Raw genomic sequence first — 22255 nt, forward strand, 5'->3', positions numbered from 1 at the left:
ACCAAGTGTAGTATGATAAACAAAGAAAGATAATAGAGAATTTGGTGAAATTAATGGATGCAAATACAATTTATGCCGTCGTCGATATTGAAACGACCGGTACTAACGTTGCTGAAGGCAACCGAATGATTCAATTTGGGTGCGTGCTGGTGCAAAATGGTCAAATTATTAACCATTTCAACACAGACGTTAATCCACAAACTTCAATTCCACAATCCATTCAGGCATTAACGGGCATTACTGAGGCCCAAGTTAAGCGGGCGCCGCTGTTTGATGACGTGGCCGGAACAATCTATAGCTTACTGTCTGATACGGTTTTTGTGGCGCATAACGTCAACTTCGATTTCCCGTTTGTTAATGCTGAACTGGAACGGGTCGGGTATCCTCGGCTTGAAATTCAAGCCATTGACACGGTGACGCTCAGTCAGATTTTGTTGCCGACTGTCCCCAGCTACCGTCTGCATGATCTGACGGCGTATCTAAATATTGAACATGACCATCCGCACACGGCCAATGACGATGCACTGGTAACGGGTGAACTCTTGATCGTGCTGTTTAACCGCATGTTAGAACTGCCCATCGTGACCCTGCAGCAAATGGTTGCTGAAGATGCTGATTTACCGCAGGATACTGCCGACGTTTTTAAATGGGGGCTGGCAGAAGTACGCAAAAATCCGCGTAGCCTGCCTGATTATTTGTACGTTTCCCACGGTATTGCATTACGAAAAACGCCGGTCATTAGAGCAGCCGATGACCGCGAGTACACTTACCCGCGGACTAAAAAGAATAAATTAAAGCGATTCCCTAAAAACTTTGAATGGCGGGCTGACCAGGCTAAAATGATGAACTTAGTCTACCGTCAATACACGGACAAGGAATCGGCTAATCAGCCGCTGATTGTTGAAGCACCGACTGGTACTGGGAAGACCTTAGGCTACGCACTGCCGATGGCTTATTTAGCGCAAAAATACGATAAGCAAGTCGTGATTGCCACGGATACGGTATTACTGCAAAATCAACTGATTAATCAAACCATGCCGTTGCTGGAACGGATGCTGCCATTTGAAACTCACGCTGAAGTGGTCAAGGGTAACGCCCATTATTTAGACCTGTCACGGTTTAAAGTTTCTTTGAGCCAGGCCGACCATTCCAAACAGACTCAGCTGATCAAACTCAGGCTGCTGGTTTGGTTGACCCAAACGGCAACTGGTGATTTAGACGAACTGCACTTTAAAAACGAGCCGCCTTACTTAGATAGTGTCTACCATCACGGGATCGCCGATTTAACGGATACCGATCCGTTTTTTGAAGACGACTTTCTTAGACGGTTGTATCAGCGATTGAAGTATACCCGCTTTATCATTGTCAACCACGCTTTTTTGATCCGCCACGCCGATCTGCTGGGGGATAACTTCCATCAGCCGTACCTAGTTGTGGATGAAGCACAGCACCTTGCAGATTACGCGCTGAAAACTCAGCGTCAGAAGTTTGATTTCCAAGTCTCGCTGTCCACCAGCCGTCGGTTAATGGAGTTCTTGGATCCGGAAAATGAGTATGGCCTGACCGCCGCCACGGAAGGGTTATCGTTAAACGATGACTTGAAGACCTTTTATCGCTGGTTAATTGAATTCAGCCGTCAGCTGCGCGCACTGGATGATTATTTAACTAACCATTTTAAACCTCAGTTTGGCGGTAAGTTCACTAAGCCGTATAAGGAAATTGTGATTTCTGAAACGGATTGGGTAAACTTCCTCAAACAGCGTGAAGGGTTGTTTGAACAGTTAGATATTTTAGTTGGTAAATTTCAAGATCAGCTGGCCAAAATCACGGATTCGTTTTATCAGCAATCAAATCGCTGGTTAAAAAGTGATGAAGAACTCTTCATGCGTTTCAGCCACGCTGTCAATGCCCTGACGGATGCCTGGAATACGTTAACCGCGATCCGGCAGGCACCGCAGCATGAAGAAGCCGGTACGGGCAGTTACTTATACTGGCTTACCGTCAGCAACGATTTAAGCCATATTATGGTAGCGTCAAATTTGATGACTGTAGAGGGCTTTTTGACGCAGCAGGTTTACTCCCATTTTCAAGCACCAACGTTTACGGGAGCAACGCTGTTTTCATCAAACCGTTCACAATATCTGTACGATCAGTTAGACCTCGATAGAAGCACGGTCAAAATGCGCCGGCTTAAATCCGACTTTAACTTCGAAGCTCAAGCCAAGATGTACATCAGTAATGACGCGCCTGATATTATTAAAGAAGAAGAAAACTATAATCACTACGTGTCGCAAACCCTGATCAAAATGCTGTCAAAGGTTAACCGGCCAACTCTAGTCCTGTTTAACTCACTGGCAGCAATTGAGTCGGTTTACGGCAGCCTGACTGAGGCCATTCACCCTAAAGAACGCTTGATCCTAGCGCAAGGTATTTCCGGCTCAAAGGAAAAATTGATTAAGCGCTTTATGGATGAAGATAACGCCGTTTTACTGGGTGCAGCCAGTTTCTGGGAGGGGATTGACCTCCCCCAAGATAAGCTTCAGGTCCTCGTGATTGCACGACTGCCGTTTGATTCACCCGATCAGTTAGAAACCAAAGTGCAGTACGAACGATTGAAGGCTAAGGGTAAAAATCCGTTTTATAACTTGTCATTACCTAAGGCGACTCTGCGCCTGAGGCAAGGTATCGGCCGTCTGATCCGTACCCGTCAAGACTACGGTGCAGTGATCGTGCTTGACAGCCGCTTAGTCACTCGGCATTATGGGCAAACCATTTTGAAAACTTTACCTGCCAGTTTGCCTATCATGACGGGGACCGTACCGCAATTACTCAGCGATATGACAAAATTCTTTAAAAAACACAAAAGTATCAGCCATGACAGCTGAGATTTTGCTATAATTATGAGCAGTAATAACTGAAAGAAGGCGTTTTAACGAACATGAGAAGGGAACATGCCAGCCGACGGCATATGAGTAATCGTATTTTGCTGACCATACTCGGTATCGTCGTGGTTTTACTGCTGATTCTTTTCGGCGGTATTCATCACGCAACCTCACCAGTCACCAAAGCCAAAGCTCAGTCGGTGCAAATTGCTAGGAAGTACGCTGGCCTCAAAACTACTGATGGTTTCTACTGGACCAACTTGGATCAAACCTACTACACAGTAGCTGGTAAAAATAATCACGATCAGTCAGTGTATATCATTGTTCCCCAAAAGGGCGGTAACGTTAGGGTTTTACAACAGAATAAGGGAATGTCCCGTAATCAGGCACTCGGCCGTATCTGGGCAAAACACAATCCCAAAAAGGTGATTTCTGCGGCTCTCAGTGTGTTTAACGGGCGTCCTGCCTGGGTTATCAGTTACATGAATCAAAAGGGTCAACTATGCTACGAAACGTTAAGTTTTAAGTCGGGTAAAGTATTACAAGCGATTGAAAACATCTAGTTATTCAAGGAGGCCATTCTTTTGAAGATTTCACAGCGTGCACAACAGCTTCAGCCGTCAGCGACGATGAAAGTTTCCGCTCAAGCAAAACAAATGATTGCCGATGGCATTGATGTTATTAACCTGGGAATTGGCGAACCAGACTTCGAAACGCCCAAGAATATTGAAACGGCTGCTATTAATGCGATTCAAGCGGGCAAAGCGAGTTTTTATACACCAGCTGCCGGCATTCCGCGGTTACGAACCGCAGTGGCGACGCGTACGACTAAAGATTACGGTCTAAAAGACGTAACGGCGCAAAACGTCGCTATTACCACGGGTGCTAAAATGGCGCTTTACAGCACCTGTCAAGCAATTCTTGACGCGGGCGATGAGGTTTTGTTACCCGAGCCATACTGGGTCAGCTATTCTGAACAGATCAAGCTTGCTGGTGGTGTGCCGATTGCAGTTCCAGTCGATGACAGCTTCAAAGTCACGCCAGCGGATCTAGAAGCCAAACTGACTGATAAGACGGTTGTTTTTGTGCTGAACAGTCCTGCCAATCCTACCGGGGTAATTTATGATCAGACTGAACTGGCTGCGTTGAATGACTGGACCAAGCAGCATGATGTAATGGTGGTCACGGATGATATCTACGGTCAGCTGGTTTATAACGGTGCTAGCTTTACTTCCATTGCCCAGCTCACCGATCACTTAGACCCGCGGATCATCATTATTTCTGGCGGTAGTAAAACTTATTCCATGACGGGTTGGCGAATGGGTTATGTCGTTGCTGACAATCGGTTGATCAGTAAAATTTCGGCCTTTTTGTCCCACGCCACCGGTAACCCGACGGCTGCCAGTCAGTACGCGCTCTTAGAAGCCCTGACCGGGGATCAAAGTCAGGTTGAAGTTATGCGAAAAGCCTTTGAGGAGCGACTCAATACCATTTATCCGCTTTTAAACGATATTCCGGGCTTTGAACTGAAAGTCAAACCGCAAGGAGCCTTTTACCTCTTTCCAGATGTTAGCGAAGCATTAAAACTTACCGGCATTGCAACAACTGGTGAATTGGCCAGCCGGCTATTGACTGAAGCACACGTTGCGATCGTTGACGGGAACGCCTTTGGTGTCAGGAACCACGTCCGTATTAGTTACGCGACTGATTTAGATTCATTGAAAAAGGCTATGGCTAGAATTAAGGCTTTCATGGTACAATTTAAAGACTAAGCATTCATTAGGGGGTTACATTGTGCAACAGATTAACATCATTAACGCCAAAGACCACGTTGACGAAAAAGTCAAAATTGGTGTTTGGCTAACAAACAAACGTTCCAGCGGAAAAATTTCCTTCCTTCAGTTACGAGACGGAACCGCCTTCTTCCAAGGTGTGGTTTTAAAAAATAACGTTTCCGAAGAAGTTTTTGAACTTGCTAAGGAACTCCGTCAAGAAACCAGTATGTGGATCACGGGTGTCATTCACGAAGACAGCCGGTCTAAATTCGGTTACGAAATTGCCGTGGAAACCATCGACGTGATTGGGGAAAGTGAAGACTACCCGATTACGCCTAAGGAACACGGTATCGACTTCTTGCTCGATCACCGTCACTTATGGCTGCGGTCATCACGGCCACATGCCACGATGGTTATCCGCAACGAAGTTATTCGGGCAACCTACGAATTCTTCAACAAGGAAGGCTTCGTTAAGATCGATGCTCCAATTTTGACTGGCAGCGCACCTGAAGGGACAACGGATCTGTTCCATACGGAATACTTTGACCGTGATGCTTACCTGTCACAATCCGGCCAGTTATATGAAGAAGCAGGCGCCATGGCCTTTGGTAAGGTCTTCTCATTTGGACCGACCTTCCGGGCTGAAAAATCCAAAACTCGGCGTCATTTGATTGAATTCTGGATGATTGAACCGGAAATGGCCTTTATGCACCAAGAACAAAGCTTAGACGTTCAGGAACGCTACATTGCGTTCTTAGTTCAAAGCGTCATTGATCACTGTAAAGACGCACTTGAAACACTTGGGCGTGATATTGATGTTTTAAAGCAATATACGCAGTTACCTTATCCTCGAATCAGTTATGATGAAGCTGTTGAAATGCTTCAGCAAAACGGTTTCGACGTTGATTGGGGTGTTGACTTCGGTTCACCAGAAGAAACTTTCTTAGCTGATCAGTTTAAACAACCAGTATTTGTTTTGAATTATCCTAAAGCAATCAAAGCCTTTTACATGAAGGAACACCCAACGCGTAAAGACGTTGTGATTTGTGCCGACCTGTTGGCACCTGAAGGCTATGGTGAAATCATTGGCGGTTCCGAAAGAGCCACCGACTACGACTACCTTTATGATCAAATCGTCAAGAACGGTTTGGATCCTAAGGAATACGCCTGGTACTTAGATTTACGGAAGTACGGCAGTGTACCGCATTCCGGATTTGGGTTAGGTCTTGAAAGAGCCCTTACTTGGATTACCGGTGAAGACCACGTCCGGGAAACGATTCCGTTCCCACGTTTGCTGAACCGGATTTACCCGTAGAACGAAAGACAACTATTGTTTGAAGCAGAAACTTCTCCAGAGCCTAATTTTGATTGGTGCGATGGGGGAGTTTCTTCGCTTTGTCAATGTATGACATGATTGGAGGGCATGATATGGACGCATTTGCGAATGCCTTGATTAAATCGGGGCAGACCACTATTGCCACTTTACTGCTGGAACACTATCGTGAATTGGGGATGAGCAACACCGAGTTCTTAATTTACCTGCAAATCAAAAGCTATAACGATCGGGGCATTAGTTTTCCCCAAACAGAAACTATCGCTAAAGCAGTCGGTCTGACTGACAACCAAATTTTTCAGGAGCTGCACACGATGATCGGCAAGCGATTAATGCAAATTGATACCGTACAGCAGCCTGGACAATTAGCGCGAGATTCGTATGACTTTACCTTACTGTACGAAAAACTAGCCCAGTACGTCAAAAAATCGGAAACCGAAACCATTACCAGTCAAGTTGATAATGATCGTGAAACGATTTTTAATCAGATTGAAACCGAATTTGGCCGTCCGTTGTCACCGATTGAACTGGAAATGATCTCGCAATGGCTAGATGAAGATCATTATCAGGTAGACGTGATCCGGTTAGCCTTAAAAGAGGCGGTCCTAAATCAAGTTTATAACTTAAAGTATATGGACCGTATCCTGCTAAATTGGCAAAAAAAGCACCTAACGACTCCGGAACAGATTCAGCATGAACATCAACAGCATCAGCAAAACCGGACGTCAACGGGCACCAACAAGCCGAATAAGGGTGCCAAAAAACCAGCTATTCCAATTTTTAAAATTGGTGAAAAACCGAAAGATTAGTGGCATTATTGCGGATTGACAGTAAAAAAGCACCATCCCGATGGTTTTCGGGATGGTGCTTTTGCTGCTATATGGCCGAAATCTGAGTTGTGAAGCAGGTTAGGGCTATATTCAAGTAGTCGTTTCAGGCTGTATCTTAGTCAAGAAGCCAACTGGAATTCTTATCACTATAGACTTAAGTCACGAGTCTGCTTTTTTGATCTTATCTTACCCGGCTACTGACCAGCTTTCGGTGAAGTCGAGTTAGCTTTTCCAGCGTTCGAATTAGTATTGGCGTTGTTGTTATTCGTATTATCCTTTGGTGCACTTTCATTGGAAGCCGAATTCGTATTCTGGGTATCGTTATTATTATCGTTACCATTGCCACCATTACCGTTACCGCCATTTGGACGCTGTTCAGTAGAAGTGCTTGATCTTTCACTAGAACTAGAAGATCTTGACGTATTATTCGTGTTGGCTTGATTATTTCCCGTCGAGTCATTGGTATTAGTACTGCTGCTGTTACCATCATTTGTGGCGGTTGACGCATCACCCGGATAGCCGGCAACGTAGTACTCAGTAGTGCCGTTACGCTTCGTTGGAACGACGTCCGATGGCGCAGTCCAGTCGGTATTACTTGCACTTTGCTGAACATAACCCATTTCGGAACGATAAATTTCTTGGGCGATTTTAGTTTGGGCTTCAGGAATGTAATGACCGGCCTGGAATTGCTTGTCATACCCCGTCCAAATCGACAGCGAGTAATTCTTAGTGTACCCCGTAAACCAGGAATCCATTGCAGCGTCACCCGGGACAGAGGATGCGTAGTCATCAGGATAGGCAGTCGTCCCAGTTTTACCCGCTTGATATAAGCCGGAAATCTTCGCTGCGGTACCAGAACCGTTTGGACTCGTCATCACACCCTTTAGCATATCAGTAATCATGAAGGCCGTTGCCGGCGACATTGCGCGGGTGCCTTTGGCATGGTAATAGTGTGTTTGACCATCAGCGGTTACCACGTGATTGAGCAGACGCGGCTTATAGTAAGTACCGCCATTAGCAAAGGCAGCGTAAGCGGCAGCTTCTTGTTCGGTAGAAATATAGAGGCCGATCCCATTTTGAAGCGTCAGCTTATTTTTAAACGTCATTCCGAGGTTGCCCAAGAAGTCAGTAGCGCGATTAACACCCACAGCGTCCATCGTTCGGACCGCCGGAATATTCCGCGATTCAACCAACGCTTTACGCATCGTGATGGTACCTTCATGCCGATTATCAAAGTCGTTTAGCTGCCGGTTAGTTCCCGGATAGGTATACGGCGTATCTTGAACCGGCTGATAGGTTGGGTATTTCAAATATTGGATAGCCGGACCATAATCGGCAATCGGCTTCGCCGTTGACCCACTGGAACGATCGGTTTGAACGGCCCGGTTAAGGCCTAAGGTTACGTTGCCGGTTTTACGGCCGCCCAGCATGGCAACGACCTGGCCGTTGTGCGGATCAACCATTGTCGCACCCATCTGGAACTTATTATTCGGATAGGAGACGTAATTATTGCTGTTAGCAATGCTGTACAAGTGCTTTTGAGCTGACATATTAAGGTTGGTATAAACCCTCAAGCCATCCGTATTAGTGTTGTAGCCCTCGTTCTTAAGTTCGGCGTAGACCTCTTTAAGGTAAGAATCAATATATTTTTGATTCGTTAAGTTAATGGTGCTGACCGGATGAGTTTGGGCTAAGCCGCTTTGTACGCTGGTGGCTTTAGCATTGGCTGCCTGACTGGCAGTAATCTGTTTGTTGGCAACCATGGCATCCAAGACTTGGTCACGACGGTACTTGGCATATTGAGGATGGTGAATTGGATCGTAGTTCACGGGACTTTGCGGCATCCCAGCTAACGTTGCCAGTTCCTGTAAGTTCAGACTTGATAAGGACTTACCGTAGTAGTAGTGGGCAGCCGTCTGCATCCCGTAGACACCATTGCCCATATAAACCTTATTAATGTAGAATTCAAGGATTTGCTGTTTACTGTACTTTTGGTCAACTTTGATTGCTAACCAAGCCTCTTGTGACTTGCGTTTTAAGGTTTGGTCTGACTTGGCAGTAGAAAAGACTGAAAGTTTAACCAGTTGCTGCGTTAAAGTACTGCCACCCTGAAGCCCCAGTGATGAGCCGGTAACGTTGTGAAATGCAGCACTCATAATTCTAACGGGGTCCACACCATGATTCTTGTAGAAACGCCGGTCCTCGATAGAAACCACAGCGGCTTTCAACGTTGCAGGAATATTGTTCGATTTAACGTAATCACGGTTTTGTGCGCCTAATCTTGAAATCACATCGTTGTTAGAATCGTATACTTTAGTTGAAGTATCACTTTCCAACGCGGATTGTGAAATACTTGGCGCACCCTGTGCGTAATAAAAGAACACCACCGCACCCAATAAAATGACAGCTAAAAAGAGGACGACCGCCCACTTAAGTATCCGCCATAAGGTGTGATGGCCCTTAGGACCGCGATCGTGTTGGGCTCGCAGTTCTGAGCGTGTCTGAGGATTGGATTGATTACTTGACATAAATAGACTCCTTTGATTAAGGCGTTAAATGAGTTGATCAACCGCATCAAGATAAGCAATGATGGGATTGAGCGAATACTTTATCGGTATGGCATGCGTTTCAAATGCAGTTAGCGGAATCGACTTTCTGCCACCTGCGTCTTCCTGTGCATCCCAGTATTCGATTAAATCAGTTGCCTTCAATAAATAGAGTTGATCGAGGGTAACGAACTTGATCAAACCAAAACAAATTCCGCCTTGTTTTAAACAACTACGCATATGTTCTACTTGATGCTGATGAAAATTATCCAACGGGAAACGGGTCTTTTCCTTAGTTTCCTTAGCATCAAAATCGATATACCGGCCACGATAAACTCCGTTATAATCAGTGGTAGAGGCTTGTCGGAAATAAGCTTCCCGAATCACCGCGGCACTGCGTTTGGGATAATCTACCTTGACGATTTGAATAGGAGTCGGTTTTTTATGAATGACTGCAATCTCGTGGGCCAAATAGTACTGATTGCTCTCGTTAATTTCCTGTTCCAACGTCATCCCGCGACCACCATGTTTAATTAATGAAGATTTCGTACGCAGCGTACGTTTGGCTGGTTGCGGTTGGTATTTCGTCCCATTTGGATAATGGATTGTCACTGGCTGGATCATCTCTTTTCTATAGTAAAATATTGAAAAAAAGTGCATACCCAGTTACGGTTATTATACCAAGTTGCTTCACGAATAAAAACTGGAATATGAAACTATTACCTTAAGGAAGATGTAAGAAAAATAGTTTTTTCATAACACTCATGGTTGAAATGATACCACAAAAAGGAGGTAGGGGAATGCAACGGGTTTGGATTACTGGCTATCGGGCCTACGAATTAGGCGTTTTCTCGGAAAAAGAGCCTAAATTCTTAGTGTTGCAATACGCCTTAAAAAAGTTAATCACGCAGGCTGTTGAAGACGGCACCACCTGGCTGATCACTGGTGGCCAGATGGGAATTGAGCAGTGGGCCGCACAGGTTGGAATGACACTGAAAAGCGACTATCCAGAACTTCAGGTTGCTATGATGACACCATTTACTCACTTTGGGAGCAAGTGGAAACCAGACAACCAAGCAAAGCTGGCCGCGTTGCTCTCGCAGGTGGATTTTCAAGCCAGCGTCAGCAATCACGATTATTCATCGCCGCAACAGTTAAGAAATTACCAAGAATTTATGCTCACGCATACCGATGGCGCGATTTTAGTATACGATGTAGACAACGAGGGCAAATCGAGGTACGATTATAATGCAATTGTTAATTGGCAAGATCAGCACGATTATCCTCTGCAGCTAATTGATTTTGATCAATTGCAAGAATTTTCGTATGAATTTGCAGAAATTTCAAATAAGGGTTTCAATTCTAACTAAAGTTTGATAACATCTTAAATGTTGGTGTTGAATAAATGATGAGGTGTATTTAAATGGCAACCATTAATTATAATCCAAAAGACATCCTTCAAAAAGAGTTTCGTCAAAAAATGCGGGGTTACGATCCTGCCGACGTTGACAGCTTTTTAGACAATGTGATCAAGGATTATGAAACATTCACAAAGGAAAATCAGCACCTCCAAGACGAGAATGAACGTCTGCGTGCAAAAGTTGATGAATTGACGAAACAGTTATCCGTTGGTGGTACGACTACGGCTCAACCGAGTCAGCCGGCTACAAATGTGACTAACATGGATATTTTAAAACGTCTTTCCAATTTGGAACGTCACGTCTTCGGTTCTCAAGTAGACAGTGGTGCTAACGCATCTCACCGTCTTTAACAATTTGATAGTAACTTGTAAATCTCGGGTAATCGCGGTCGGCTTATGTCGGCTGAGGAAAGTCCATGCTCGCACAAGCTGAGATGCTTGTAGTGTTCGTGCTCGGTGAAAAAATAAGCCGGGGGACTTCGCAAGAAGTTACGGCGGGAAAAAGCGCTAAGGTTTCGGCTATGCGTTAATATCCCTGAAAAGTGCCACAGCGACGATGACGTATTCGGAAACGGGTACGGTGGAACGTTGGTAAACCCCTCGAGCGGGCAACCCAAACTATGGTAGGGGAGCTTCACATCTGGAAATGAACTAAATGTGGGGGGAGAGTTTTTAACTCTCGAGATAGATGATTACCACTTTATTAGACTGTCCCTGACAACTAATAAAGTACGGAACATGGCTTACAGAGATTTACAGTTCAGGATTGGTGAGAGGTGACTCTCACCTTTTTTTATGCAATTTAACTGGCCACTCACCACAAAGAAAGAGGCAAATCATGGCAGAACAAAAATTTCAATTATATGCAGCAACCGCCAGCGGACTAGAAGCATTAGCTGGTCAAGAATTACGGGACTTAGGTTATGAAGTCCGTGTTGATAACGGCCGGATCTATTTTGAAGGCGATATGAAAGATATTTTACGGGCCAACATCTGGTTACGGACGGCTGACCGCATCAAGATCATTTTAAAGACGTTTAAAGCAACGACTTTTGATGATATCTTCGACACTGTCACCGCAATGCCGTGGGATCAATGGCTGCCGATGGATGCTAAATTTCCGGTGAATGGCCGTTCTAAAAATTCTAAGCTATTTAGTGTACCGGATATTCAAGCGGTCACCAAAAAAGCCATTGTCAATCAGATGGCGGGCGCTTATCACCGAAAAACCCGTTTCCCTGAGACCGGCGCTTTATTCTCCTTGGAAATTGCCCTCAATAAGGATGAAGCAACCTTAACGTTGGACACCACTGGTGACAGTTTGTTCAAACGGGGCTACCGACAGGAAAAGGGTGAGGCCCCGTTGAAGGAGAACTTCGCGGCTGCACTGATCATGCTGACCAACTGGCACACTGATATGCCGTTTGTTGATCCAATGTGCGGTTCTGGTACTTTACCTATTGAAGCAGCTTTGATGGCACGCAACATCGCACCAGGGCTCAACCGGCATTTTTCGTGTGAGAACTGGCATCCTGATAACCTGAAGATCTCAAACGAATTGAAGGAAGAAGCTAAGACCAAGCAAAACGACGACGTGTTTGACATCACCGGCTGCGATATTGATGGGTCCATGATCGATATTGCGAAACTTAACGCTAACGGGGCCGGTGTTTTGCACGACATCACCTTTAAGCAGATCGCGGTCAAAGACTTTAAAACCGATAAGGAAGACGGCGTCATCATTGTTAACCCACCTTACGGTAAACGAATGGGCGATCAAAAGAGTGTCCGTAAACTCTATGAACAAATGGGGCAAGTCTTCAAACCGCTGACGACCTGGTCTAAGTATATTCTGACCGCTGACCTGGAATTCGAGAACTTCTACGGTCAAAGAGCCACTAAGCGCCGCAAATTATATAACGGTGCGCTTAGAACGGATTACTTCCAGTTCTGGGCAACGCATCGGAAACACTAAAACGATTTATATTACGAGCAGTCGGCATAACCAATTGAGTAAAAATTGGCTATGCCGACTGCTTTTTACATACTTTCAAAATATATACCATTTACTCCATGAAGATGTATTAAAAGTTAACATCATGACGACAATTCTCAAAAAAATTTAATCCTCCTCTCATATAGTTTTCACGCTGTTTACTGGTAAACCAATAAAAATAACTAGTTTACATCAACCAAATACTGCTGGAATAGCATTCTAAAGCATGTTACTATTCATAACATAATAAAAGAGAGAAGTGATTGTATGAGTCTTGCTAACGTCTCGTTTATGGTGCTGTCCAGTATCCTGGTGTTATTCATGACGCCCGGATTAGCCTTTTTCTATGGTGGTTTGGTCTCGAAACGAAACGTGGTCAATACGATGCTATCAGTCTTCGTAATGACCGGCGTAGCCATTATTTTGTGGATCTTAATCGGTTATTCATTGTCATTTGTTGGTGATCATGGCGGCATTTTCGGCAGTTGGAGCCACCCGTTCATGAGCCATTTGAATTTGAACACGTTGACAAGCACTCATATTCCAACCAGCCTTTATTCGCTATTTCAAATGATGTTTGCCATTATCACACCCGCACTGTTTGTCGGTGCGGTGGTTGGCCGTATCCGCTTCAAATTTTTGCTCACGTTTCTAGTTGTTTGGTCCATTTTTATCTACTATCCGATGGTCCACATGGTTTGGAGTCCGTCGGGGTTGCTTGCCAAGCTAGGCACGGTTGATTTTGCTGGCGGAACCGTGGTTCACATCGACGCTGGGGTCACCGCCTTTGTCCTATCAGCCTTTCTGGGTAAACGAATCAAGTTTGGGGATATTCCACACACCCACTACAACTTACCCTGGGTCCTGTTGGGAACTACCATCCTGTGGATCGGCTGGTACGGTTTCAACGCCGGTTCCGCGTTAGGCGTTAATACGGTAGCCGTTCAGGCAACGCTAACCACGACCGTTGCGACTGCTACGGCAATGGTCGTTTGGATGTTTTTAGACATCTTCATTAAGGGTAAACCAACGTTGGTCGGTGTCTGCACCGGGACACTATGCGGCCTCGTTGGCATCACCCCCGGCGCGGGCTACGTGACGATTAGCGGTTCCTTCTGGATCGGTCTTGCGGCCACTTGCTGCAGCTACTTTTTCGTGAACGTTTTAAAGGATCGGATCGGTGTAGACGATGCCTTAGATGCCTTCGGCTGTCACGGTGTCAGTGGTATTTTAGGCAGTATCGCTACCGGTTTGTTTGCCACTAAGTCCGTTAATAGCAGTTTAGCTGAAAACGGTTTGTTTTACGGCGGGGGCAGTCACTTATTCTTAGTTCAATTGGCAGCTACCGCAATGACCATTGTCTTTGTTGCCGTCATGTGCGCGGTCCTGATCAAAGCACTTGAACTTGTGATGCCAATGCGTGTTGATCGTGATGAAGAAGCACTTGGCTTGGATATTGGCGAACATGGTGAAGAAGCCGATTATGCCGTAGAACTGAGTGCTGACGTTGCTAAAGCTCAAAGTGACATGAAGGTTTACGCAAACGAGTTCAAGGGTCAAACTGCCCGTTTACGGGAATGAGCTTTTTCCCGTATAATAGAACCATCAAAGTATAGAAGGTGGTTACATGGGACTCGACCGCACTGAAAGAGTCGAATTAGTAAATATGTGCATGGTTTATGACCCGGCAACAAAGCAGGTACTGGTGGAGGACAAGACTGATGTGGCCTGGAAATTCGGTCACACTTTTCCTGGCGGCCACGTTGAACCCGGCGAACCGGTAGCTGATGCTATGATTCGCGAAGTTTTTGAAGAAACCGGCCTGCGCATCAGTCAGCTTGAAGCTTGCGGCTGCGTTGAGTGGTTCGACCAGCAGGCAGGTTACCGTAAAATCGGCTTTTTGTACCGGACAAGCCACTTTTCCGGCAACCTCAAACAGGGCGATGAAGGACACATTTTCTGGTTACCTTTAGCTGACTTGAACGCCAAAAATACGGCTGAGAGTTTCATGGAAATGTTAGCCATTTTCACGAAACCGACAGCCGTATCGGCAGTGTCTTCAGTTATGAACGGTCAGTTACACCTAACTGCCGATCAAAACAACGATCAGTAGATCCCAAACGGAGTGAACGATAATGCCTGGCCATAGTGAACGACTTTTTAGAAATAACCAGCCGAATAAGTAACCTAAAATCGCTACTGTCACTAACTGACTCAAAATTGTCAGAATCGGCAAGGCTGGGTAAGTGGTCAGGTAGCGCGGTAAATGAATCAGGGCAAATAAAATGGCCTGAATAATTAACGCAGTCTGTTGCGAATCAATCATTTTTCTAAGCCGGTTCAGCAGATAACCACGAAACACCGTTTCTTCACAGATACCAACTACCAGAAAGTCCTGCAGCAGCATCGTGGGTTTAAAGGTGGCGACAACGCCAATACTATGCCGTTGAATAAACGCCGTTGCCAGCATGTAAATGATGATCGCAATCAGTGTGATATAAAGTGGTTTAAATTTTAGATTCAGCTGAAAGGGCCGTTCGATAACGAACTGGTCCCTTTTAGTATGAAAGATCATATAGAGGCCCACGCCCAGCCAAATAAGTACTTTGACGACATCTGTCAGTAATTCCTCAGCCCAGCCACTGGCTAAATTAATAATTGGTACATTAACAAAAACTTGTATGACAAACCATAAAACAAAAAAGTAGCCGTACTGGCTAAGCAGTTGTCGACCGGCTCGTTGATGAAGCATAACGTCACGTCCTTCATTATTATTCAATGTTCTCAGTTTAGCATGCCATTCAATGGAGGACAAACGACTCTTTTTTAATGATAAAAGGCAACATAATTATTTACTTACAAAAAGTAAGCTGTTATACTAGCTCTTGTAAAACAATGACTGATACAAATTGGAGGATTTCATAACATGAAAGAACAATTTTTAAACTTAGCAAAACAACGCCGCTCAATTTACGCTTTAGGCCGTAACGTAACCGCTAGCGAAGACGACATTGCGTCATTGATCAAAGAAACTGTCAAATGGGTACCAACCACCTTTAATAATCAATCAACTCGTGCCGTTATTTTGTTTGGCGCCAATCACGAAAAGCTTTGGGACATTGTTGGTCAACGCCTCAAGTCTGAAGTACCAACCGAAGAAGCTTACCAAAAAACATTACAAAAGATCAACGCTTTTAAATCAGCATTTGGGACTGTCATGTTTTATACTGATATGGATGTTGTCCACCAATCTGAAAATAACTTCGCGCTTTATGCGGACAACTTTGCTGACTGGGCTGAACAAGGTCAAGGGATCGCCCAATTTGCTGTTTGGACAGCTTTAGCTGAAAACGGCTTGGGTGCTAACCTGCAACATTACAACCCACTGATCGATGATCTTGTCAGAGATGCGTTTGACATTCCAAAGAACTGGAAATTACGTGCTGAAATGGACTTCGGCTCAATCGAAGCACCAGCTGGCGACAAAGCATTTATGTCTGATGAAGACCGGTTTAAAGTTCTTAAATAAGCTGTAAAATAAGTATCCCTTAACTGCTATCGACGAATCATCTTCATTCATCGATAGCAGTTAAGGGATTTTTTGTACAAAATGATATTTTTCAATAAATTTTCATAAAGTTCTGGCACAATCTTGAAAGCGATAGTATGCTAAAATGACGTTATGAAACTAAAACTGATTTCAGGAGTGTGGTAAGCAAAATGAATAAGAAAGTTGCAATTATTGGTGGCGGCATTGTTGGGGCAAGTGCAGCTTATTACCTCAGTAGTTTACCGGGAGGCAGTCAGATCAGTGTGACGCTGTTTGACCACGGTACTGGGCAGGCAACCAAGGCAGCAGCCGGAATCATTTCACCGTGGCTATCAAAAAGAAGAAATCAACACTGGTATCAGTTAGCCAAGGACGGTGCGACTACGCTAATGACCTTAGCGCGACGGGCGAACCTCTCTACTGAAGTTTACCAGCAAACCGGAACCATTATTACCAGAACAAATGAAAAAGACCTTCACGACCTATACGTTTTAGCACAGGAGCGCCGAGAAGAGGCCCCTGACATGGGGAAAGTTGAACGGTTAACGGCACAGGAAGTCCAAGAGCGGATCCCGCTACTAACCAACCCGCAGCCCGGAATTTACGTGAGCGGCGGTGCTAGAGTTGATGGCGAAGCTTTGATCTCCGCTTTATTAGAGCAAGCCCAACAAGTCAATCTGGCGGTTAAACACGAACGGGTGGCCTTAGATAAGCAGGGCAATATTTTGACTTCAAGTGGCCAGCAGCACTTTGACAACGTGATTATCGCCGCTGGTCCGTGGTTGAACGAACTGGTTAAGCCACTGGGAATTCACGTTGCGGTTCGTCCTCAAAAAGGGCAGCTGATTGAACTGGCGGTACCCGCCTATGAGTCACGGGAGAACATGCCGGTCCTAATGCCTGAGGGCGAGCGGGATTTCATTCCGTTTGGCCATGGTAAACTGATCGTTGGTGCAACTCACGATGATGAAGGCGGCTTTAACTTAACGGCAACCCCCGAAGCAACCCAAGATTTATTGAGTAGTGCCAAACAGTTTGCCGATTATTTAACGGCCGATAACATCATCCGCACAAAAGTTGGTACCCGGGCTTATACGCCTGATTTTGCACCATTTTTCGGCCGCCTTAAAAACTACCCGCAGTTGTTAGTCGCCAGTGGCCTGGGCGCTTCAGGTTTAACCACCGGACCGCTCATCGGCCGGCTGTTAGCTGGCACTTTAATCTACGGCGGGACGCCAGACTGGTCGAACTACGAAAAGCCGCTGACAAATTATTTAAGTTAATCACGTTCATGCAGCGCTTGCTGTGCTAAGTGATGGGCACCTTGATTTTGTTTTTCTGGTACCCATTGGGTAATGACTAGATTAAATTCAGCCTGCTTGGCTAATAACTCATCGACTAATTGCTGATAATGCTTTGCATAGCGCTTTTTAACGCTGTCAGCAACAATTTTAGAATCGGTGAAGTACTGAACGGTGACGTTGTTTGCTGTCCCGTTTAGCAGTTTCAGCAGCGCATCAAACCCGGCCAGGGCAGCGTGAAATTCCGCATGGTGATTGTCACTATTGGGCAAACTGGCACGTAATTGCTGCTGTTTGCCGGCGTGAACGATCAAGATGCCCGCTGCACTGTGAAGGGTTTCATTATTGGTCGCTGCATCTGTGTATAACGTATACATGGTATCAACCCTTTCGAAATGAGGTAATTCTATCATAAATCAAAAGCGAAAATTTTTATATCAACCGGCACCTTTAAGTAGTATCATCCTGTGGAGCTGGACGTTTTGCGTCCTTTTTCTCAGTTTGATCACAGGCTTAGAAGTCTCCGCCAGGCTACAATGGATTGCCTACACGCTGGGGATCATCTTTTTGCTCTTAACTTGGGCACAAGTTCATTATCGGCATATTTACCTGGATAACGGTACCATTCGTGTCAGTCGCGTGATTAATCATAATTGGGTCAATATCCGGTTAAAAGATGTGCGACAGCTTCACGTCTCTAAGTATCGGCTGGGTTTTATTTATGGCGGTAAAATTTATCAGTTTATAATGCCTTTGAATTCCACCATCGAATTGAGTAATATAATCAGTGAAACAAGAAAAGAAGCACTCAAATAATTGGAGGTTGTTAAATTGAACGATATTGAGATTTCACAAGCTGCAAAAGAAGCCCCGATAACAGAAATCGCTGCTGATTTAGGCCTTTCTGCCGACCAAATTGAGCCCTATGGCGCGGTTAAAGCTAAAATCAAGCTGCCCGTTCAGGGTAACACTAAGCATTCCAAACTGATTCTGGTCACCTCAATCAACCCAACGCCAGCCGGCGAAGGCAAGTCGACGGTGACGGTTGGATTAGGCGACGCGCTTAAGCGTCAGGGCAAGAAAGTCGCTATTGCCTTGAGAGAACCATCTTTAGGTCCCGTTATGGGAATGAAGGGCGGCGCCACTGGCGGCGGCTACGCTCAAGTTGTTCCAATGGAAGACATCAACCTCCACTTTACGGGCGATATGCACGCCCTTACTGAAGCTCATGATACTTTGGCAGCGTTAATTGACAACCACATTCAACAGGGTAACGAATTAAACATTGATCCGCGCCAGGTGATCTGGAAGCGGGTCTTAGACATTAACGACCGGGCCCTACGTCAGACCGTTATTGGTTTAGGCGGGAGAACTTCAGGTGTCCCTCGTCAGGACGGTTTTGATATTACCGTGGCCAGTGAACTGATGGCAATCCTTTGCCTCAGCAAAAACTTGGCGGACCTCAAAACCCGTATCAACCGGATCGTTATCGGCTACACGTACGACAAAAAGCCGGTTACGGTAGCTGATCTAAAGGTCGGCGGCGCTATCACCGTCTTATTAAAGGATGCCATCAAACCCAACCTCGTCCAAACACTGGAACACACGCCAGCAATTATTCATGGGGGCCCATTTGCCAACATCGCGCACGGCTGTAACTCCGTTTTGGCAACGCAAACAGCTCTAAAACTGGCCGATTACGTTGTCACCGAAGCTGGGTTTGGCGCCGATCTTGGCGGTGAAAAATTCATGGATATCAAGACGCCGGTTTTAGGCAAAACCCCAGATGCCGTCGTGATCGTTGCAACTGTCCGGGCTTTAAAGTATAACGGCGGTGTTGGTAAAAACGACCTGGAAACCGAGAATTTAGAAGCTTTAGCAACGGGTTCTGCTAACCTGAAACGTCACGTTGACAGCATGCAGCAGTACGGTGTTCCTGTCATTGTTGCAGTGAACCGTTTCACCTCCGACACGGATGCTGAAATTAACCAGCTGCTCGACTACGTTAAAAATGACCTGCACGTACCAGCCTTCGACACCACGGTGTGGGCAAACGGCGGTGGCGGAGCGCTTGATCTGGCCGATGCCGTGGTCGACGCCACTCAGAAATCCAGTACGTTTAAGCCGCTTTACCATTCGGATGACGATGTTGTTAGCAAAATGACGACCATCGTTCGCAAGATTTATGGTGGCAAAGACGTGGTTCTAGAGCCAAAAGCCAAACGACAGTTACGACGGTTCGCCAAATACGGCTGGGATAAGTTACCAGTTTGCATGGCTAAAACCCAGTATTCTCTATCTGACAATGCCAAGGCACTGGGCGCACCAACGGACTTCACCATTCACGTCCGGGAATTTGTCCCTAAGCTAGGTGCTGGCTTCATCGTGGCGATGACGGGGAACGTTCTCACTATGCCGGGACTGCCAAAACATCCAGCAGCTTTGGATATGGACATTGATGCTGATGGTAAAATTACGGGTCTCTTTTAGGTCTCTTTTAAAAACAAACAAAGCGGATTGATAACAATTAAGTTTATCGACCGCTTTTTTTGATATAATGAAAGTTACTTGAATAAACGCACATACATCACAGAATAAAGGGAGTTGCCAACTTGTTAATTGGGCTAAGTACAGGATTGATTATTTTATTATTTCTCATTGATCAGTGGATCAAACACACGGTCGTCGCCACAATTGCTTTGGGCGGTATGCACACCGTTGTGCCTGGCGTGCTGTCGTTAACTTACATTAGAAATGACGGTGCCGCCTGGAGTATGCTGGCTGGCCAGCAGTGGTTTTTCCTCATTATTTCGGTAGCTGCCTTAGCTATTATGATCTGGTTTTTGGTTCGCTACCGTCACCACTGGCAGTATGACATTGGCCTAGCCTTCATGATTGCCGGCACATTGGGAAATTTTTATGACCGCTTGATCAACGGCTTTGTTGTCGACATGTTCCAGTTGGATTTTATCAACTTCCCGATTTTTAACTTTGCTGACACGTGCCTGACGGTTGGCGTTATTTGGATCATGGTGGTTTTATTTTTGGAAGATAGAGCGGAGGCCCATCATGCCTAGGAAAGTTCAGCTAGAAATTACGGGTCAAACTGGCCGGCTGGATAAAGTGCTGAGTGAAATGATGCCGGATGAAAGCCGCTCACAGCTTAAACTCGCCATTGACGAGAAACGGGTCCTGGTCAACTCCCAAGTGGAAAAGCCAAAGTATCACGTACAGCCAGGTGACCAAATCGAAGTAACGATTCCCGATCCGGTCAAACTAGATTTAGAACCCGAGAACATCCCGTTAGATATCGTATACGAAGACGATGACGTTATCGTCGTGAATAAACCGTCAGGGATGGTTGTCCATCCTTCACCAGGGCACCCCGATCACACACTGGTCAATGCATTACTCTACCATTCGCCGCTTTCCACGATCAACGGCACGTACCGTCCGGGAATTGTCCACCGAATTGATAAGGATACTTCCGGTTTGCTAATGGTGGCAAAAAACGATAACGCTCACCGCTCATTGGCTGCCCAGCTAAAAAACAAGACCAACCTGCGAGAATACATTGCACTGGTTCATGGTGTGATCAAACAGGATACGGGTGTGATCGATGCACCGATCGGCCGCTCGCCGAAGGATCGTAAACGGCAAGCCATCGTGGCAGACGGTCGACACGCAGTGACTCACTACCAGGTGCTAGAACGCTATTTAAACTACACGTTGATTTCCTGCTGGTTAGAAACCGGTCGCACTCACCAGATTCGGGTGCACATGAAGTCGATCGGCCATCCCTTAGCTGGTGATCCGCTGTACGGACCGCGAAAGACGATTGCCGGTTCAGGACAGTTCCTGCACGCTAAGAAATTAGGTTTCCGTCATCCGGTAACTGGTAAACAGCTCGTTTTTGATGCACCGTTGCCGGCAGATTTTCAAAAGGTGATCAACCGGCTTAGAGAACAAACGCCAGGCCTAAAGTAATATGGCTTGCAAGTGAATATATTCCAGGATATTGTAAAGTTATAGCAATTATTTGAAACAATCAGAACTTAAAAAACAGGAGGCCACTCATGGCAAAAGTAGTTGTAGATGCAATGGCAATGCAGCGTGCACTGACACGAATTACTTACGAAATTATTGAACATAATAAGGGAATTGACGGTTTGGTGATTCTCGGTATTAAAACCCGCGGCGTTTATTTGGCACAGCGAATTGCCAGTCGGTTAAAGCAGTTAGAAAACGCCAGCGTCCCGGTGGGTGAACTGGACGTTACCCAGTACCGTGATGATATTGAACATGACAGTCAAGACACTGATCCTAAAGTCACCATCTCGAAGATTGATTTTCCAGTGACTGATAAAAAGGTGATTTTAGTTGATGACGTTTTGTATACCGGCCGAACGATCCGTGCAGCAATGAGTGCCATTATGGATCTGGGTCGTCCTAAACAAATCAACCTAGCCGTTTTGGTCGATCGTGGCCACCGCGAATTACCGATTCGGGCCGATTTTGTCGGCAAAAACATTCCAAGTTCGCAGCAGGAACGGATTAAAGTATCAGTTAGTGAGATCGACGGCCATGACAGTGTCGAAATCATTGAACGATAGTACAGTAAT

Annotated in this window: 21 protein-coding genes and 1 other RNA gene; 18 read left to right on the forward strand and 4 right to left on the reverse strand. The window is 45.7% G+C overall.

What is annotated here, in order from left to right; all coding sequences use genetic code 11:
• The first annotated feature begins 53 nt into the window (after positions 1–53).
• The 5 genes from CES81_RS04045 (at position 54) to CES81_RS04065 (ending at position 6799) form a co-directional block, all read left to right on the forward strand.
• On the forward strand, positions 54–2885 hold the full coding sequence (locus CES81_RS04045) for a helicase C-terminal domain-containing protein (protein ID WP_089120807.1): 2832 nt from the start codon (positions 54–56) through the stop codon (positions 2883–2885).
• A gap of 53 nt (positions 2886–2938) precedes the next feature.
• Positions 2939–3445, forward strand: a complete 507-nt coding sequence (locus CES81_RS04050; RefSeq protein WP_089087780.1) for a cell wall elongation regulator TseB-like domain-containing protein — start codon at positions 2939–2941, stop codon at positions 3443–3445.
• 21 nt (positions 3446–3466) lie between these two features.
• The gene (locus CES81_RS04055; RefSeq protein WP_089120808.1) at positions 3467–4654 is read left to right on the forward strand and encodes a pyridoxal phosphate-dependent aminotransferase; all 1188 of its coding nucleotides are present in this window, start codon (positions 3467–3469) and stop codon (positions 4652–4654) included.
• 22 nt (positions 4655–4676) lie between these two features.
• A complete protein-coding gene (gene asnS, locus CES81_RS04060; protein WP_180949722.1) occupies positions 4677–5972 on the forward strand; it encodes an asparagine--tRNA ligase in 1296 nt (431 codons plus the stop codon).
• 113 nt (positions 5973–6085) lie between these two features.
• On the forward strand, positions 6086–6799 hold the full coding sequence (locus CES81_RS04065) for a DnaD domain protein (RefSeq protein WP_089120810.1): 714 nt from the start codon (positions 6086–6088) through the stop codon (positions 6797–6799).
• A 215-nt stretch (positions 6800–7014) separates the two neighbouring features.
• Here CES81_RS04065 and CES81_RS04070 read toward each other — a convergent pair whose 3' ends face one another.
• Both CES81_RS04070 and recU read right to left on the reverse strand, forming a co-directional pair.
• Complete coding sequence (locus tag CES81_RS04070; protein ID WP_089087784.1) at positions 7015–9348, reverse strand: transglycosylase domain-containing protein; 2334 nt, start codon at positions 9346–9348, stop codon at positions 7015–7017.
• A gap of 24 nt (positions 9349–9372) precedes the next feature.
• A complete protein-coding gene (gene recU, locus CES81_RS04075; RefSeq protein WP_089120811.1) occupies positions 9373–9978 on the reverse strand; it encodes a Holliday junction resolvase RecU in 606 nt (201 codons plus the stop codon).
• Positions 9979–10166: 188 nt separating this feature from the next.
• On the opposite strand from recU, the gene CES81_RS04080 reads away from it, so the two are divergent.
• The 6 genes from CES81_RS04080 to CES81_RS04105 all read left to right on the forward strand — a co-directional run bounded on the left by CES81_RS04080 (position 10167) and on the right by CES81_RS04105 (position 14895).
• Positions 10167–10736, forward strand: coding sequence for an SLOG family protein (locus CES81_RS04080; RefSeq protein WP_089120812.1), 570 nt, complete (start codon positions 10167–10169; stop codon positions 10734–10736).
• Between the two features lie 53 nt (positions 10737–10789).
• Positions 10790–11137, forward strand: a complete 348-nt coding sequence (gene gpsB / locus CES81_RS04085; protein ID WP_089087787.1) for a cell division regulator GpsB — start codon at positions 10790–10792, stop codon at positions 11135–11137.
• A gap of 20 nt (positions 11138–11157) precedes the next feature.
• An RNA gene (gene rnpB, locus CES81_RS04090) (RNase P RNA component class B) lies at positions 11158–11537 on the forward strand.
• Between the two features lie 87 nt (positions 11538–11624).
• Positions 11625–12761: a THUMP domain-containing class I SAM-dependent RNA methyltransferase gene (locus tag CES81_RS04095; RefSeq protein WP_089087788.1), complete on the forward strand. Its 1137-nt coding sequence runs from the start codon at positions 11625–11627 to the stop codon at positions 12759–12761.
• 288 nt (positions 12762–13049) lie between these two features.
• On the forward strand, positions 13050–14363 hold the full coding sequence (locus CES81_RS04100) for an ammonium transporter (RefSeq protein WP_089087789.1): 1314 nt from the start codon (positions 13050–13052) through the stop codon (positions 14361–14363).
• 46 nt (positions 14364–14409) lie between these two features.
• Complete coding sequence (locus CES81_RS04105; protein ID WP_089087790.1) at positions 14410–14895, forward strand: 8-oxo-dGTP diphosphatase; 486 nt, start codon at positions 14410–14412, stop codon at positions 14893–14895.
• On the opposite strand, the gene CES81_RS04110 is transcribed toward CES81_RS04105, so the two are convergent.
• Positions 14866–15534: a CPBP family intramembrane glutamic endopeptidase gene (locus CES81_RS04110; protein WP_089120813.1), complete on the reverse strand. Its 669-nt coding sequence runs from the start codon at positions 15532–15534 to the stop codon at positions 14866–14868. The genes CES81_RS04105 and CES81_RS04110 overlap by 30 nt on opposite strands.
• 174 nt (positions 15535–15708) lie before the next feature.
• On the opposite strand from CES81_RS04110, the gene CES81_RS04115 reads away from it, so the two are divergent.
• On the forward strand, positions 15709–16311 hold the full coding sequence (locus CES81_RS04115) for a nitroreductase family protein (protein WP_089120814.1): 603 nt from the start codon (positions 15709–15711) through the stop codon (positions 16309–16311).
• A 191-nt stretch (positions 16312–16502) separates the two neighbouring features.
• On the forward strand, positions 16503–17615 hold the full coding sequence (locus tag CES81_RS04120; protein WP_089120815.1) for an NAD(P)/FAD-dependent oxidoreductase: 1113 nt from the start codon (positions 16503–16505) through the stop codon (positions 17613–17615).
• On the opposite strand, the gene CES81_RS04125 is transcribed toward CES81_RS04120, so the two are convergent.
• Complete coding sequence (locus CES81_RS04125) at positions 17612–18010, reverse strand: ribonuclease HI family protein (RefSeq protein ID WP_089120816.1); 399 nt, start codon at positions 18008–18010, stop codon at positions 17612–17614. The two genes, CES81_RS04120 and CES81_RS04125, sit on opposite strands and share 4 nt — an antisense overlap.
• 34 nt (positions 18011–18044) lie before the next feature.
• Between CES81_RS04125 and CES81_RS04130 the strand changes: the two genes are divergently transcribed.
• The 5 genes from CES81_RS04130 (at position 18045) to pyrR (ending at position 22246) form a co-directional block, all read left to right on the forward strand.
• On the forward strand, positions 18045–18449 hold the full coding sequence (locus tag CES81_RS04130; RefSeq protein ID WP_225356344.1) for an EbsA family protein: 405 nt from the start codon (positions 18045–18047) through the stop codon (positions 18447–18449).
• A 15-nt stretch (positions 18450–18464) separates the two neighbouring features.
• Positions 18465–20123 carry a formate--tetrahydrofolate ligase gene (locus CES81_RS04135; RefSeq protein ID WP_089120818.1) on the forward strand — a complete coding sequence of 553 codons (1659 nt, stop codon included), beginning with the start codon at positions 18465–18467 and terminating at the stop codon, positions 20121–20123.
• A 122-nt stretch (positions 20124–20245) separates the two neighbouring features.
• Positions 20246–20710: a signal peptidase II gene (lspA, locus tag CES81_RS04140; protein ID WP_089087797.1), complete on the forward strand. Its 465-nt coding sequence runs from the start codon at positions 20246–20248 to the stop codon at positions 20708–20710.
• Entirely contained in the window at positions 20703–21620 is a 918-nt protein-coding gene (locus tag CES81_RS04145; RefSeq protein WP_089120819.1) for an RluA family pseudouridine synthase, read from the forward strand. Before lspA ends, CES81_RS04145 begins: the two co-directional genes overlap by 8 nt.
• An 89-nt stretch (positions 21621–21709) precedes the next feature.
• Complete coding sequence (gene pyrR, locus CES81_RS04150) at positions 21710–22246, forward strand: bifunctional pyr operon transcriptional regulator/uracil phosphoribosyltransferase PyrR (RefSeq protein WP_089087799.1); 537 nt, start codon at positions 21710–21712, stop codon at positions 22244–22246.
• Positions 22247–22255 lie beyond the last annotated feature (9 nt).

Origin of the sequence: Secundilactobacillus pentosiphilus, assembly GCF_002217985.1 — a bacterium.
Classification (GTDB): Bacteria; Bacillota; Bacilli; order Lactobacillales; family Lactobacillaceae; genus Secundilactobacillus; species Secundilactobacillus pentosiphilus.